This window comes from Mesobacillus sp., assembly GCF_047739415.1.
Lineage (GTDB): Bacteria > Bacillota > Bacilli > Bacillales > Cytobacillaceae > Mesobacillus.
Genome location: NZ_JBIQOE010000259.1, coordinates 1 through 13,932, shown reverse-complemented (window position 1 = coordinate 13,932; position 13,932 = coordinate 1). Strand labels below are relative to the sequence as shown.

The following is a 13,932-nucleotide window of genomic DNA, read 5'->3' as shown; positions in this document are numbered from 1 at the left end:
CAGTAACATCAATAGCCCTCTATTAAAATAGTAGATTTCATCCTTATGTCTATATTACAACATAAAAACTGCCAGGATAGTGTTTTTATCGAGAATTGTCATCATGTTGTCATATTATCTAAAATAGAAAGCTGCATCAAGGATTTGATGCAGCTTTTAAAAGTTTATTTGTTTTTAACAGGGATTTCACTGAACATGCCGACAAAGTTCTTGATTTCACCTGCTTCATTTTTTACAGGGCTGACTGTGAGCCATTCAGGGTAAAGGATACCGTTCTTCTTTTTATTCCAAATTTCCCCCTGCCAGAACCCATGCTCTTCTACGGATTTCCACATTGCCTGGTAAAAATCTTTTCCATGCTTACCCGACCGTAGGATACGGGGGTTTTGCCCAATAACTTCTTCTGCACTGTAGCCTGTTACAGTCGTGAAAGCTGGATTTACTTTTTCAATCGTTCCTTTTACATCTGTAACCATTATTCCCTCTGCTGTGTGGTCAATGATATTTTTAGCAAGACTTAATTTTTCCTGATAGTACATCCAGATAACGATGATCAGACTTGCCAGTGCCACCTGGGATAATGCCATGAAACCAATTGCGTAATGTCCGGTAAGGTTAAACAGGAATGCAAGGATAAGCGGCGGGAAAAAGCCTCCTAAACCGCCCATTGCTGAAACAATACCGTTGACGATCCCCGCTTGCTTTGAAAAATAAAGCGGTACAAGCTTGAAGACAGTTCCATTTCCAACACCGGCACTGATTGCGACTGCGAGACAGCCAATTGAATACAGAGTTAACGAAGGCGTGAACGAGAGCAGTATTCCCGAAATTGTCATTCCTGCAAACACCAACATTAAAATGACGAACGAGTTGAATTTATCACCCAGCCAACCGCCAATCGGCCTGAAAAATGTTGCCAGTGCAATAAAGCCTGCAGTTCTAAGGCCAGCATCTACTTTATCAAGCTCGAAATGCGATACAAGGAAATTCGGCAAATAGATCGTGAAGGCTACAAATGAACCAAAGGTTAAAAAGTAGAACAAGCTTAAAGCCCAAAGCTTCTGGTTTTTGTATACGGTCTTGATTTGCTCTCCTAAAGGAGTAACGACCTTAGGCTCTTTTTTATCACCTAGAAAAAAGTTAAGGAATGCGAATGCTATAAGCAAGATCATGAAAATCTTTACTGTTGGCTGCCAGCCAAGCTGCGATGCAATAGCAGGAGCTGAAAACGTTGTAATGGCTGTCCCAAGGTTTCCTACACCATATATACCGTTTACGAAACCGTGGCGTTCTTTCGGATAGTACTTCGGCAGCGATGTTACACCTACAGAGAAGATCGCTCCCCCGATACCGACAAACAAGCCTCCAATCAATAAATCAATATAGGAATAAGCGATACTGATGAAGTATACCGGAAACAAAAGGAATGCAAAGCTGATAAAAAACAGTTTTCGTGCGCCATATTTGTTTGTCCAGTATCCAATCGGGATTCTCAGGATAGAGCCGAGGACCACTGGTATGGCAGTGGCCATCGCAATCTGGTTCGCAGTCAGCTCCATGTCCTCTTTGATGAAGGGCATTAATGCCGATAAAATAACCCATACCATAAACCCGGCAACAAGACTTAGCGTTTGGAGCGGCAGTTGCACTTTTTGAGTTCTCATGATTTCCCCCTCTTCCCCAAAGAATTTTAATAAAAAATCGAACAGTACCTTGTGTAAATAGTAAGAAAAATCAGAACCTGAAGATATGACGAACTTCACACCTGCTTTTTTGTTCAATAAACTGTCACAGATAGCTCTAAACATCAGAAACAATGGACTTTTTTTATCGATATAATATACATAGACCGACTTTGTTTCGAAAATGTGAACAAAACGATCTTAGATTGTGACGAGATTTTGACATTTCCTTAATCATCATTTAGTTAACACTATCTCGATGTTATTATTGTGTAAATATAGTTAATGCCACGGAAAAAGCTCTTACTGTAGAGAGCTAAAATTTAAAAAAGGGTGATGACCATGCCAAATACAACTAAAGCAACTCATTCAATTGAAATTAAAGAATTACTCCAGTTTGCCGACCGGACGATCCAGGTACAAAAAGGTTCATACCTGTTCCAGGAAGGCATGGAGGCAGAGGAGCTTTACTTGATCCTGGGCGGCAAGGTCCAAATCAGCAAAGTCACCCAGGATGGTCGCGAGCTTGCTTTAAGAATTTGCGGGGAAAACGATATTTGTGGAGAATTGACACTTTTTACTGATGCACCTAAGTATCTCTTGAGTGCGCTAATCCTGGAAGATGCGAAAATAGCGGCAATCAGAAAAGATGTGATTGAAAAGGAAATATTCCACAATCCAACACTTGCTTTTGAATTCATGAAGTGGATGAGTGATCACTTCCGGAAAACACAGACTAAATTCCGCGATTTAGTGCTTAACGGAAAAAAAGGAGCATTATTCTCCACCTTGATCCGTATGACTAACAGCTATGGCGTCCATAAAGACACTGGCATTTTGATCGACCTGCCTTTAACGAACCAGGAGCTGGCAAACTTCTGTGGAACTTCGCGCGAAAGCACAAACCGTATCCTGAATGACCTGAAGCGAGAAGGAATCATTTCAATTAAAAAAGGGAAAATCCTGGTCCATGATGTAGATTATTTACGCCAGGAAATCGGCTGCGAAAACTGCCCGGCGGTGTTTTGTTCAATAGATTAACAAGAACAAAAAGCGCAAGCGCCTCGTTCAGCCCTGACAAGCGCTGGAGGGCCGACCGGTGAAGTCGTTCTTTGACTTCATCGGGCGGACCGAAGCGACTCGAGGGGCTAGGCGCTGGAGCTGGATTAAGATAACTTCATGAAGTTATCCACAACTCAATAATTTAATAAATTCCTTAACCATAAAAAAAGCGAGTGAATGCCATTGGTGGCTTCACTCGCTTTTTTATCGACCCCGCAGGAGAGTTTCATCAGCTCTCCTGCTTTTGTTTTCTCAACGCTTTAGGAATGTATACACAGAATGGCTCGCTCTCCAGGTAATCACCAGTCATGGCGTATGCCCGTGAACGTGAACCCCCGCATACATGCCTGAATTCGCACACTCCGCATTTTCCCTTATACTCGTCAGGATTCCTCAATGACTTGAAGACAGGAGAATCTCTGTAAATTTCAGCAAGCGGCTGTTCCCTTACGTTCCCTGCTTTTACAGGCAGCAGTCCGCTTGGATAAACATCTCCAACGTGGGAAATGAACACAAAGCCATTGCCATCGTTGACTCCTTTTGGCGCGCGTCCAAGACCGTCGATGGAGCCAGTCAACCCTTCCTTTGTCAGTGCGGTCAAGTAATCAATTTCTTCTGTATGATCCTTTGCTTCGCGCATTTTTTGCTGGATGACAACCCGGCGATAATGCTGCGCAGCAGTCGTTTTAATGTCGAACTTAACCCTTTTGCTCAAATCATACAGCCAGGTGAAGACTTTCTCATGCTCTACCGGTGAGATCATGTCCTTTTCCTGTCCGCGTCCTGTCGGAACTAAGAAAAATACACTCCAAAGTACACAATTCAGATCTTCAACCATCTTTGCCATTTCATCTAAATACTCAATATTATATCGGGAAATAACCGTATTGATCTGAATCGGGATTTCCAACTCATGCAAATACTTGATTCTTTCCATCGTTAAATCAAAAGATCCTGTTGTTCCCCTGAAGTGGTCATGGACTTCAGCTGTTGGTCCGTCAATGCTGAACGCCCAGCGGGACAACCCAACTGACTTCGCCTTTTCAATCGCTTCCTTTGTCACATTAGGTGTCGCGCTTGGTGTCATCGAAACACGCACGCCTTTTTTGACTGCATATTCTGCGATATCAAAAACGTCATCCCTCATCAATGGGTCTCCACCCGTGAACACAAGCATTGGATTATTCATTTCATATATTTGGTCAATCAGCGCTTTACCTTCTTCAAAGGACAATTCACGCGGATCTCTTCTGTATTGGGCTTCCGCACGGCAGTGCAGGCATTTTAATTGGCAGGCTCTAGTAAGTTCCCAAATCACAATGAATGGGTCTTTGTTAAAATCTCTTTCAAACATCATTGGCGCCTCCTTAAGTACTTCTCTATAAAAGAAGTATATAAGTGTTTCCAACATGATTAAGTGAACTAACTCACATAAATAGACCCGTAATTGCCTTTTTGTATGACAATTTTGTGACCTGGAAGAACAAAAAGCGCAAGCGCTTCGTTCAGCCCCGACAAGCGCTGGAGGGCCTGACAGTGAAGTCGCTCTTTGACTTCATTGGCAGGACCGAAGCGTCTCGAGGGGCTAGGCACTGGAGCTGGATTAAGAAAACCCAGATAGTTATCCGCAACGAATTTTTTTGTGATTTCTCACAACAACAGAAAAAGCAGCAGGATGCTTCCTGCTGCTTCATAGTTAGAATAAATTTAATCTCTCACGCCTAAAGCAATTTTCGCATAACGGGACATCATGTCCTTGGACCATGGCGGGTTGAATACGATATTAACTTCTGTATCTTTTACTTCTGGAAGGTCGGCAAGAGCCAATTTAACCTGCTCAACAATCGTACCTGCAAGCGGGCAGCCCATGGACGTCAATGTCATTGTCACTGTCGCAAGTCCTTCCTCGTTCAAATCCACATCATATACAAGCCCTAAATTAACGATATCGACGCCAAGTTCAGGGTCAACGACCATCTCAAGCGCACCCATAATGCTATCTTTTAATTCTTCATCCATCGGTGAACACTCCTTTTTTATTGCTGTAACCTATTACTATCATAACAATGATTTGTATCCATTAAAAGCAGAAAGCCATTAGATATGCTTTTCAAACCAATTTGCAGTTGCCTCAACACCCGCATTTGACACATTGTGTCCAGCATTTACATCTGTGATGAATTCAAGAATTCCGTCTATTCCCTCATAGTTTTTCCTGTTTTGCTCGTAAAAATCATACGCAGATTGATATGGTACGACCGGATCTAATTTTCCATGCCAGAATAACAGCGGACGTTTGTTCAATTTTTCAGGCTGCAGGCTTAGGTCATACTGTTTTATCTGATTTAGCAAGCCTGATATTTGTTCTTGGGATAAACCTATCTGAACATTCCTTTTTTCCATTTCGTTCAGCTGCCATAATGCGAACTCCTCAAATGAAGGATTCCCCATCAGGCTGACACCTGCTTTTATCCACTCATACTTGGCCAGTGCACCAAGTGTCGTAATTCCGCCCATCGATGTACCGGCAACACCGATTCTAGCTGGGTCCACCAAACCTTCCTCAACCAACTCCTTCTTGATCGTCGAAAGCTCCTCAATAGACGTGATGACGATTTCCCAAAAGCGGAAGCTAAGCTCAGCTTCTGACAATCCTTCACTGCGAGTTCCGTGATATTTCGCCTCTGGCATGATGACCCTAAAGCCTTTTTCGGCAAAAAGGTAAGCATAATGCATATTACGTTCTTTTGTGCTCGTAAACCCATGGAGAAAAACAATTAAAGGCATTCTATCTGAAAATTGCTTTTGTTTTACAATATGGAGAACGGGAATATGTTCAATGCGTTTCTTCTCGACTAAAATCAATGATTAACCCTCCTGAAGCAAGCGGACATTAAATTTACCGCACTTTTAAGTATCTAAAATGATTTTTTTACAATTTATATGTAAAATGGTTACCATAGTGGTTATAAGACCAATTAACCATCATCCAATATATGTATTGTAGAACTCTTACGAAAAAAGAGCCAATCATACGCATACGATGTAAAAAAAAGAGTTAAGAAGGAGTATTTATGACAGATAAACATTTAATTGCATTAGATCTTGACGGAACTTTACTTACAGATGATAAAACTATCTCAGAAAAGAACAAACACGTAATTAAAAAGGCACGGGAAGCAGGCCATGTTGTCATGATTGCGACAGGTAGACCATTCCGTTCCAGCGAGATGTACTACCATGAGCTTGCACTTGATACACCAATTGTCAACTTCAACGGTGCGTTTATCCATCACCCGCTTGATAATAGCTGGGGAGTACACCATTCTCCACTTTCAATTGATGTGGCAAAGGATATAGTCGAAGCACTTGATGATTTCAAATTTCACAACATCATTGCCGAAGTAATCGACGATGTATACGTACATTATCATGATGAAAAATTGATGGACATTTTTAATATGGGAAATCCGAATATCACGACCGGCGATTTGAGAAGATATTTGAAGACATCTCCAACTAGTATGTTGATCCACGCTGATGAAGAGCATGTCCGTAAAATCCGTAACCACCTGTCAGAAGTCCATGCCGAAGTGATCGACCATAGAAGCTGGGCTGCTCCGTTCCACGTCGTCGAAATCGTAAAAAACGGCTTGAACAAAGCAGTTGGCTTAAAGAAAGCATCAGATTACTTCCAAATCCCAGCTGACCGCATCATTGCATTTGGCGATGAGGATAACGATTTGGAAATGCTTGAATACGCAGGCCGCGGAATCGCGATGGGCAATGCCGTCGACGAAGTGAAAAACATCGCGAACGACATGACATTGACAAACGAAGAAGATGGCATTGGCGTTTATTTGAACGACTTGCTTAATTTGAAAGCATTATAATCTCATCACATTATGGAAGATGTCAGATAGGAAAACTCTATCGGACATTTTCCTGCTGATTCCCACTGTGTTTGTCCGTTAGACAGGTTCTATCGGACACTTTTTTGTTGATTCCGGTTGCGGTTGTCCGTTATAAGAGCTCTATCGGACACTTTTCTGTTGAATCCCGCTGCGTTTGTCCGTTAGACAGGCTCTATCGGACACTTTCCTGCCGATTCCCGCTATGTTTGTCCGTTAGACGGGTTCTATCGGACATTTTTTCCATGATTACTGTTGCGTTTGTCCGATAGAAGAGCTCTATCGGACGCTTTTCCGATGATTCCCGCTGTATTTGTCCGTTAGACAGGCTCTATCGGACACTTTCCTGCTGATTTCCGCTGTGTTTTGTCCGTGAGACGTACCTGATTCTATCGCTGCACAATTTGTCAGATAAATGTTAAACATTGCTTGTACCAATTCCAATATGAACTTGACACTGTACCGTTTGATTTCATGTCAAAAGAGCATACTATAAGCGAAGCGGCGTTAATGCCTGTTTCAAATTCGCTCGTAGATGGAGGGGTAAAACGATGGGTAAAAGCAATAAATCCAAGCGTTTTGTACAGCAAGGGGTAGATACTGTCTCCAAGCATGATGAACGAATCCCTTACCACACCACTTATGCCGAGGCTGAAGCTCAGAAGATGGCGAATGTCAGAGAGTCCTCTTTAGGGGGAATTTAAATGGGAAACAGGCTTTTTCAGGAAGCTAGGAAGGCTGTCCAGTTAGCTCAGACTGCGGAGCCTGCGGAACAGTCTGCAGCCATCGATACAGCTAAAAATGCTCTATCATCAGCCTATGCCAATACGACAATGGCTGAAAAAGAGCAGCTTCGGTCATTTCAGGACGAGCTGAATTCAATTGAATGCAAGTAAAAAGTAAAAGCTGGCGGGAGTTTTTTCCGCCAGCTTTTACTTTGCTAATTATGATTATTGAACCTTTCAAGCAAGACTGGATAGTTATGGATGATTTCGCCATCCTTGCTGCGTTCGTATAGATTAAGAATGACTGATCCATTTTGCGGAAGCTTGCTTTCTGGTATTGAAATTTCCAGCGAAAACGGCTTCCACTGTGGGTATTTTGCTCCTCCTGGAACAAGTTCTGTTTCAGGGATCAACTGGTTATGTCCATCCTCAGCAGTATAAAAGAACTTTCCATGGATTGGCCGGGCTTCACCCATAATTTTATATTTGCCTTTGCTCCCCTGTGAAATAACACCTTTAAAAACAGGATTTTCCCCAGGGATATACATTGTCTTCGTATCAGTCAGATGCTTTTTGTCTCCGACAGGTTTTCCGTTGATGCTAGTTGCTTTCAACTGTGCAGTGACCGTGTATTCTCCTTCCTGGACTCTTTTTCCTGCATTCGAGTAATCCCAGCCTTCCACCCATTTCATTTTCTCCTGCGGTTTCAATGTCAAGGTTTCAAAAGCCTGGGTAAATGATTTTCCTTTTGAGTATAGATACACCTTTTTCTTATTAGCATCCAGGACGGTAATTTCATATTTCTGGGATGTTGGGAATTCAAAAGAGAGCTCTGTATTCCCCTGGTTTTGCAGGACGATCTCGAATTCAGCTTTTTCAGGACCTGCTAAGGGGTCAATGTAAAAACTGTATTCAAGATTTGCTGGTGACTGTTTTTCTTCCCCAATCGCCAGGGCAGGTGCCACGGCCATCAACAGCAAAATGAACAACAAACTGACCTTCCTCATTTACCAAACCTCCATTTCAGTGATTACTCCTTTCGGAAAAAACCGAAGATCCCAGCTGTCTCAACAATATTGGTAAACGCATGAGGATCGACTTCCTTGATAATGTGTTCCAGGTCATACAATTCATACCTTGTAACTACAATGATAAGCATTTCTTTCTGTTCTCCTGAAAAAGCTCCCTTGGCAGGCAGCAGTGTGATGCCGCGTACAAGTTTGTCATGGATGGCCTTCTTTAATTCATCCGACTTCTTCGTAACGATCATCGCCGTCAGTTTCTCATGGCGGGTATGTATGGCATCAATTAACCGTGTCGACACATACAGAGCGACAAGAGTATAAAGAGCGTTTTCCCAGCCAAATACAAAGCCAGCTGTCATTATAATGATGCCATTCAAGGTAAAGAAATATGTACCGACCGGACGATCATTCATTCGTGACAGGACCATTGCAATAATATCCATTCCTCCTGTGGAAGCCCCCCATTTCAGGGTAAGTCCAACACCTAGCGCGGCAATGACTCCCCCAAAAACGGCATTCAGCAGAATATCACTCGATACTTCTTTTACCGGAATGATTTCAAGAAAGAAAGATGAAAGCAGAACGGAGATAAAACTATAAAGCGTAAATGATTTCCCAACTTTCTTCCAGCCAAGGATTGTTACCGGAATATTCAATAGTAATAGAAGAATACCGGTAGAAATATTGAATGGCGCGAATTCTCCAAGTATGCTCGAAACGAGCTGCGCGATTCCGGTAAAGCCGCTGGCATAGACATTTGCGGGAATTAAGAAGAAATTCAGCGACATAGCATTCAAGAATGCACCTATCACCACGATGATGATTTTTTTTGTTTCCAACCAGACCATGTAAATCCCCCTTATTCTTTTCTATTCTTCCTGTACCCCTATTTTGCCGAAAATCACTATATTTAATTGTCTTTTTCCCATATTCCCTATAAACTATTAACATAATAAGGTTGAAAGCAGGTGAAAGTTATGTCAGTAAAAATCATGGCTGACAGTGCATGTGATTTGCCATTGAGTTTTTATGAAGAAAATGATGCAATACTATTTCCGTTGAAGGTCCTTATTAATGGCAATGAATATGAAGACCTACGAACAATCCAGCCAAAAGAAGTGTACGATCAAATCCGTGCTGGCAACCTTCCAAAGACCTCACAGGCTTCTCCTGCTGGTTTTAAAGAAGCTTTTACTGAATTGGCCGAGAATAAGCAAGATGGAATATACATAGCTTTCTCTTCACAGTTGTCAGGAACATATCAGACAGCCGTCATGATTGCCGAGCAGGTTAAGGAGGACTACCCTGACTTCAACTTGTCGATCATCGATACAAAATGTGCATCACTTGGACATGGACTAGTAGTTATGGAAGCAGTACGGATGGCGAAGGAGAATTTTTCAAAGGAAGAAATCGTTGAAGCTGTCCAATTCCACAGCCAGCATATGGAGCATTTATTCACTGTAGATGACCTTGACCATCTTGCTAAGGGTGGACGCGTGTCAAAAGCTTCCGCATTCGTAGGCGGCCTGTTGAATATTAAGCCGCTGCTTAATGTTGAGGATGGGAAACTGGTTCCGCTTGAAAAAATCCGCGGAAAGAAAAAGCTTCTCCGTAGGATTATCGACGTAATGAAGGAACGCGGCGAGGCTTTTGAACATCAGGTTGTCGGCATCAGCCATGCAGATGATCTCGAAACAGCGACTGAGATGAAGAATATGATCATGGAGGAGCTCCATGCAAAGGATGTTTTCATAACTTCTATTGGTGCAGCGGTCGGCTCTCACACCGGACCTGGTACGATAGCAATTTTCTTTTTAAACAAACTGCCATCATAAATTTACATACTCCTATCAGGTTTTAGGGAAAATAAAATGTACCTAACCTGAAAGGAGTTTTTTAAATGCCACATACATCTGATAATGATAAAAAAGCAAAGGACAACAATGCCCTTCGCCATGAAAAAAATATGATGCGCGAAAAGAACCGCAAAGCAGGCAAGAATCAATACTCCAAGAAAACAGATCACCTATAAAAAAAATAGAGCCCCACGGCTCTATTTTTCTTTTTTATATGTCCAGTTGTCTTCCTGGTAGATCTTTCCTTCCTTCATAAGCCTTCCCATTGCCCTCTTGAAGGAGCCTTTGCTCATGCCGAAGCGTTCCTGGATGTCCTCGGCCATGCTCTTGTCATGGTAAGGGATTGCGCCATTACGGAGCTCCAGGTATTCCATGATCTTCTCAGCGTCTTCATCCAATGCTTCCTGCTTGCGCGGCAAAAGCGAGATATTGACAGAACCATCCGGTTTTACATCAATAACTCTTCCCTCTACCTTCTGGCCAATACGAGGCTCTGTCCGGCGCTGTGATTCATGGATGAATCCTTTAAAGCCTTCAGCAGTGATCATCCAGCTGCCTACTCTTGCAGTCCGGTATATATAGCCATGGACATTCTTGTTAAAATCACTTCTTGTAGCCTTGACGGAAATTTCCTGAATGACAGGGTCAGTTGCCATTCGCGCATAAATCATATTGCTACGATTTACTCGGAGTGTGATATAAAGTAAGTCTCCTTCTTGTGGCCAAACTGATTTTACAACCGGCAAGTCTTCCTCACCTAACAAAACATCCTTACTGATACCGATATCAAGGAAAATGCCGATACCTTCCTTAACATCAACGACAGGCACCCACTCATAGTGGCCTACCTGAACTTTCGGTATGGTCGTTGTCGCTGCAAGCCTCCCTCTGGATTCAACAAATAGAAAAACCTCTACCTTGTCTCCCTCTTCAAATGTCCGGTCTGTATCATTGGAATGGAGCAGCACATCCTCTTCTCCGTCCGTTAAAAAGTAGCCGAAATCAACAATCCTTGCTACGGTCAGTTCCAAAGTCTGACCTGTATATTCGTTCAAGGACATAAAATCCCTCCTGCCTTGTTATTAACATCTTACCCAAAGAACCAAAGCTCTAAATTACGTAAAGTTGTTTGAACTGCTATATTTTACTATAATGTAAGGAAAAGCGAAAGCGCCTTAGGCAGCCCTTTGTCTCCTGGCGCTGCAAAATTTCCTTATTTCGGAGGTAACCATGTCTAAAGAGAGCTCATTTGATATTGTATCCAAGGTTGAAATGTCTGAAGTCACAAATGCAATCAGCATCGCAATGAAAGAAATCCAGAACCGTTACGATTTTAAGGGCAGCAAAAGTGATATTTCACTTGATAAAGAAGAACTTGTCCTAATTTCCGATGATGAATTTAAGCTTGACCAGTTAAAGGATGTTCTATTCAGCAAGATGATCAAACGCGGCATCCCTATAAAGAATCTTGACTATGGGAAAGTCGAGCGTGCTTCTGGTGGAACGGTCCGACAAAAAGCCAAGCTCGTACAGGGAATCGATAAAGAAAACGCCAAGAAGATTAACACACTTATAAAGAACAGTGGCTTGAAGGTCAAGAGCCAGGTCCAGGATGACCAGGTTCGCGTCACAGGCAAAAACCGTGACGATCTTCAAAAAATCATAACTGCTGTCAAAGAAGCAGATCTTACAGTAGATGTGCAATTCGTGAATTATCGTTAAAAAAGAGCTAAAACAAATAATGGTGGGTTAAAAGCGGACTATGGGAGCATAGTCCGCTTTTGATTTATCGAGAATTCACGAATGATTCACAAACCGCCTACGGTATTATCCTATTTACACGTTAAAATTAATGTATTGATCCAGATGTGAATTTTGTCTGTTAGGATTACTTTACTTGAAAAAACATTCACAAACCCTTCACAAAGTACTATTGGATTTCCCCTATTTTCACGTTAATATACCAATGGGGGTATACAACACATACATTTTTCAACCGAAAGGATGACAATACAATGGGTAAAAAAATCGTAATCGTAGGCGGCGTAGCAGGTGGAGCAACTACAGCAACTAAGCTTAGAAGACTTGATGAACAAGCTGAGATCGTTCTTTTTGAAAGAGGAGAATTCATTTCTTTCGCAAACTGCGGACTGCCTTATCATATTAGCGGTGTCATCGAAGATCGTAAAAAGTTACTTCTGCAAACAGTTGAAGGCATGAATGCACGTTACAACTTAGATATCCGCAATTTCTCCGAAGTGACTGCAATCAACCGTGGGGAGAAAACCGTTTCAATCAAACATGTCCAAACTGGTGAAGAATACACAGAAAGCTATGACGTTCTAGTTTTATCACCAGGAGCAAAACCAATCGTTCCTCCTATTGAAGGCTTGAAGAGCGCAAATGTGTTTACACTTAGAAACATTCCGGATATGGATAAAATCAAGGCATATCTTGAAGATAACAAACCGAATAATGCAGTCGTAATCGGCGGAGGCTTTATCGGTCTTGAAATGGCTGAAAACCTGGTACACGCTGGAGTCAATATCACTCTAGTCGAGAAATTGCCGCAGGTTATGGGACCGGTTGATCCAGAAATGGCAGCAATCGTTGAAAATGAGTTGAGAAAGAATGGAGTTGAGCTGATTCTTGGAGACGGAATCACTGATGTTCAAGAGAATGGCAAAAAAGTTGTTCTTGAAAGCGGCAAGGTTCTTGATTCCGAATTGATCATCCTGTCAATCGGTGTCCGTCCAGAAAACAAGCTTGCAGCTGACTCTGGCCTTGAGCTTGGAGAACGCGGCGGTATCAAAGTAAATGAATACCTGCAGACATCTGACGAATCAATCTATGCAATGGGAGATGCGATTGAGGTTACTGACTATATCAATGGACAGCCAACAATGATTCCTCTGGCATGGCCTGCTAATCGCCAGGCGCATATTGTCGGACATCATATCAATGGTCGTAACATCGCATATCCAGGTACACTGGGCACTTCAATCGTTAAAGTATTCGAATTGACCGCTGCTACGACTGGGAACAGCGAAAAGCTATTGCGCAGACTGGGCATCCCATATGAAGTTGTCCATATCCATCCGCTATCTCACGCTGGTTACTATCCTGGTGCAGAACAAATCTCTCTTAAGTTTATTTTCGACAAAGAGACTGGCAAAATTTTCGGTGCACAAGCAGTTGGTAAAGATGGTGTTGACAAGCGTATTGATGTCATCGCAACAGCTATCAAAGGCGGTTTGAGCGTCTATGACCTTCAGGAGCTTGAGCTTGCATACGCACCACCATTCTCTTCTGCAAAAGATCCAGTGAACATGGCTGGTTATGTGGCTTCCAATATTGTTGACGGTACAATTGAAACTGTCCAGCACTATGAAGTCGACGATTTAGTCAAGGACGGTGCGTTCATAATTGACGTCCGTACTGAGAAAGAGCACGCTGATGGCAATATTGAAGGTTCAAAGAACATTCCGCTGGATGATTTGCGCAATCGTCTTGATGAGCTTCCAAGGGATGAAACAATCCTGATCACTTGCCAGGTTGGATTGAGAGGTTACCTAGCTTCCCGTATCCTTCAGCAAAACGGATTCAAGGTCAAGAACCTGACAGGCGGCTACAAGACTTATTCAATCTTTAAAAACAAACTTTAATAA

15 protein-coding genes are annotated in these 13,932 nt (G+C 42.4%); 8 read left to right on the top strand and 7 right to left on the bottom strand.

Annotation, left to right across the window (positions count from 1 at the left end):
- Nucleotides 1-164: 164 nt before the first annotated feature.
- Nucleotides 165-1,664 carry a nitrate/nitrite transporter gene (locus ACH0QE_RS20140; RefSeq protein WP_415802253.1) on the bottom strand — a complete coding sequence of 500 codons (1,500 nt, stop codon included), beginning with the start codon at nt 1,662-1,664 and terminating at the stop codon, nt 165-167.
- A gap of 360 nt (nt 1,665-2,024) precedes the next feature.
- On the opposite strand from ACH0QE_RS20140, the gene ACH0QE_RS20135 reads away from it, so the two are divergent.
- Complete coding sequence (locus ACH0QE_RS20135; protein WP_415802252.1) at nt 2,025-2,723, top strand: Crp/Fnr family transcriptional regulator; 699 nt, start codon at nt 2,025-2,027, stop codon at nt 2,721-2,723.
- Nucleotides 2,724-2,973: 250 nt separating this feature from the next.
- On the opposite strand, the gene ACH0QE_RS20130 is transcribed toward ACH0QE_RS20135, so the two are convergent.
- From ACH0QE_RS20130 to ACH0QE_RS20120, 3 genes are all read right to left on the bottom strand, one after another.
- Nucleotides 2,974-4,101 carry a TIGR04053 family radical SAM/SPASM domain-containing protein gene (locus tag ACH0QE_RS20130; RefSeq protein WP_415802251.1) on the bottom strand — a complete coding sequence of 376 codons (1,128 nt, stop codon included), beginning with the start codon at nt 4,099-4,101 and terminating at the stop codon, nt 2,974-2,976.
- A 350-nt stretch (nt 4,102-4,451) separates the two neighbouring features.
- Nucleotides 4,452-4,763, bottom strand: coding sequence for a metal-sulfur cluster assembly factor (locus ACH0QE_RS20125; protein ID WP_167832161.1), 312 nt, complete (start codon nt 4,761-4,763; stop codon nt 4,452-4,454).
- A 78-nt stretch (nt 4,764-4,841) separates the two neighbouring features.
- The gene (locus tag ACH0QE_RS20120) at nt 4,842-5,609 is read right to left on the bottom strand and encodes a prolyl oligopeptidase family serine peptidase (protein ID WP_415802250.1); all 768 of its coding nucleotides are present in this window, start codon (nt 5,607-5,609) and stop codon (nt 4,842-4,844) included.
- A 209-nt stretch (nt 5,610-5,818) separates the two neighbouring features.
- Here ACH0QE_RS20120 and ACH0QE_RS20115 point away from each other — a divergent pair, with 209 nt between their 5' ends.
- The 3 genes from ACH0QE_RS20115 to ACH0QE_RS20105 all read left to right on the top strand — a co-directional run bounded on the left by ACH0QE_RS20115 (nt 5,819) and on the right by ACH0QE_RS20105 (nt 7,551).
- Nucleotides 5,819-6,637 (top strand): Cof-type HAD-IIB family hydrolase, encoded by an 819-nt coding sequence (locus ACH0QE_RS20115; RefSeq protein WP_415802249.1) that lies wholly within the window; start codon nt 5,819-5,821, stop codon nt 6,635-6,637.
- A gap of 569 nt (nt 6,638-7,206) precedes the next feature.
- The gene (locus ACH0QE_RS20110; RefSeq protein ID WP_167832158.1) at nt 7,207-7,359 is read left to right on the top strand and encodes a hypothetical protein; all 153 of its coding nucleotides are present in this window, start codon (nt 7,207-7,209) and stop codon (nt 7,357-7,359) included.
- Nucleotides 7,360-7,551 carry a DUF3813 domain-containing protein gene (locus ACH0QE_RS20105; protein ID WP_415802248.1) on the top strand — a complete coding sequence of 64 codons (192 nt, stop codon included), beginning with the start codon at nt 7,360-7,362 and terminating at the stop codon, nt 7,549-7,551.
- 44 nt (nt 7,552-7,595) lie between these two features.
- Here ACH0QE_RS20105 and ACH0QE_RS20100 read toward each other — a convergent pair whose 3' ends face one another.
- Together ACH0QE_RS20100 and ACH0QE_RS20095 are read right to left on the bottom strand one after the other, a co-directional pair.
- On the bottom strand, nt 7,596-8,387 hold the full coding sequence (locus ACH0QE_RS20100) for a BsuPI-related putative proteinase inhibitor (protein WP_415802247.1): 792 nt from the start codon (nt 8,385-8,387) through the stop codon (nt 7,596-7,598).
- A gap of 23 nt (nt 8,388-8,410) precedes the next feature.
- Nucleotides 8,411-9,253, bottom strand: coding sequence for a YitT family protein (locus tag ACH0QE_RS20095; protein WP_415802246.1), 843 nt, complete (start codon nt 9,251-9,253; stop codon nt 8,411-8,413).
- A gap of 129 nt (nt 9,254-9,382) precedes the next feature.
- On the opposite strand from ACH0QE_RS20095, the gene ACH0QE_RS20090 reads away from it, so the two are divergent.
- Together ACH0QE_RS20090 and ACH0QE_RS20085 are read left to right on the top strand one after the other, a co-directional pair.
- A complete protein-coding gene (locus ACH0QE_RS20090) occupies nt 9,383-10,243 on the top strand; it encodes a DegV family protein (RefSeq protein ID WP_415802245.1) in 861 nt (286 codons plus the stop codon).
- Between the two features lie 65 nt (nt 10,244-10,308).
- Nucleotides 10,309-10,440 carry a DUF3941 domain-containing protein gene (locus ACH0QE_RS20085; RefSeq protein WP_071976845.1) on the top strand — a complete coding sequence of 44 codons (132 nt, stop codon included), beginning with the start codon at nt 10,309-10,311 and terminating at the stop codon, nt 10,438-10,440.
- A 21-nt stretch (nt 10,441-10,461) separates the two neighbouring features.
- Here ACH0QE_RS20085 and ACH0QE_RS20080 read toward each other — a convergent pair whose 3' ends face one another.
- Entirely contained in the window at nt 10,462-11,325 is an 864-nt protein-coding gene (locus ACH0QE_RS20080) for a CvfB family protein (RefSeq protein ID WP_415802244.1), read from the bottom strand.
- A 169-nt stretch (nt 11,326-11,494) separates the two neighbouring features.
- Here ACH0QE_RS20080 and ACH0QE_RS20075 point away from each other — a divergent pair, with 169 nt between their 5' ends.
- Both ACH0QE_RS20075 and ACH0QE_RS20070 read left to right on the top strand, forming a co-directional pair.
- Nucleotides 11,495-11,986, top strand: a complete 492-nt coding sequence (locus tag ACH0QE_RS20075; RefSeq protein ID WP_415802243.1) for a YajQ family cyclic di-GMP-binding protein — start codon at nt 11,495-11,497, stop codon at nt 11,984-11,986.
- Between the two features lie 293 nt (nt 11,987-12,279).
- Entirely contained in the window at nt 12,280-13,929 is a 1,650-nt protein-coding gene (locus ACH0QE_RS20070; RefSeq protein ID WP_415802242.1) for a CoA-disulfide reductase, read from the top strand.
- Nucleotides 13,930-13,932: the final 3 nt, after the last annotated feature.

What these genes read in the sequence shown, in the direction of transcription:
- ACH0QE_RS20135 (WP_415802252.1), top strand. Translation starts at nt 2,025, where the DNA reads ATGCCAAATACAACTAAAGCAACTCATTCAATTGAAATTAAAGAATTA.
- ACH0QE_RS20090 (WP_415802245.1), top strand. Translation starts at nt 9,383, where the DNA reads ATGTCAGTAAAAATCATGGCTGACAGTGCATGTGATTTGCCATTGAGT.
- ACH0QE_RS20110 (WP_167832158.1), top strand. Translation starts at nt 7,207, where the DNA reads ATGGGTAAAAGCAATAAATCCAAGCGTTTTGTACAGCAAGGGGTAGAT.
- ACH0QE_RS20130 (WP_415802251.1), bottom strand. Translation starts at nt 4,101, where the DNA reads ATGATGTTTGAAAGAGATTTTAACAAAGACCCATTCATTGTGATTTGG.
- ACH0QE_RS20100 (WP_415802247.1), bottom strand. Translation starts at nt 8,387, where the DNA reads ATGAGGAAGGTCAGTTTGTTGTTCATTTTGCTGTTGATGGCCGTGGCA.
- ACH0QE_RS20075 (WP_415802243.1), top strand. Translation starts at nt 11,495, where the DNA reads ATGTCTAAAGAGAGCTCATTTGATATTGTATCCAAGGTTGAAATGTCT.
- ACH0QE_RS20070 (WP_415802242.1), top strand. Translation starts at nt 12,280, where the DNA reads ATGGGTAAAAAAATCGTAATCGTAGGCGGCGTAGCAGGTGGAGCAACT.
- ACH0QE_RS20095 (WP_415802246.1), bottom strand. Translation starts at nt 9,253, where the DNA reads ATGGTCTGGTTGGAAACAAAAAAAATCATCATCGTGGTGATAGGTGCA.
- ACH0QE_RS20105 (WP_415802248.1), top strand. Translation starts at nt 7,360, where the DNA reads ATGGGAAACAGGCTTTTTCAGGAAGCTAGGAAGGCTGTCCAGTTAGCT.
- ACH0QE_RS20115 (WP_415802249.1), top strand. Translation starts at nt 5,819, where the DNA reads ATGACAGATAAACATTTAATTGCATTAGATCTTGACGGAACTTTACTT.
- ACH0QE_RS20125 (WP_167832161.1), bottom strand. Translation starts at nt 4,763, where the DNA reads ATGGATGAAGAATTAAAAGATAGCATTATGGGTGCGCTTGAGATGGTC.
- ACH0QE_RS20085 (WP_071976845.1), top strand. Translation starts at nt 10,309, where the DNA reads ATGCCACATACATCTGATAATGATAAAAAAGCAAAGGACAACAATGCC.
- ACH0QE_RS20140 (WP_415802253.1), bottom strand. Translation starts at nt 1,664, where the DNA reads ATGAGAACTCAAAAAGTGCAACTGCCGCTCCAAACGCTAAGTCTTGTT.
- ACH0QE_RS20080 (WP_415802244.1), bottom strand. Translation starts at nt 11,325, where the DNA reads ATGTCCTTGAACGAATATACAGGTCAGACTTTGGAACTGACCGTAGCA.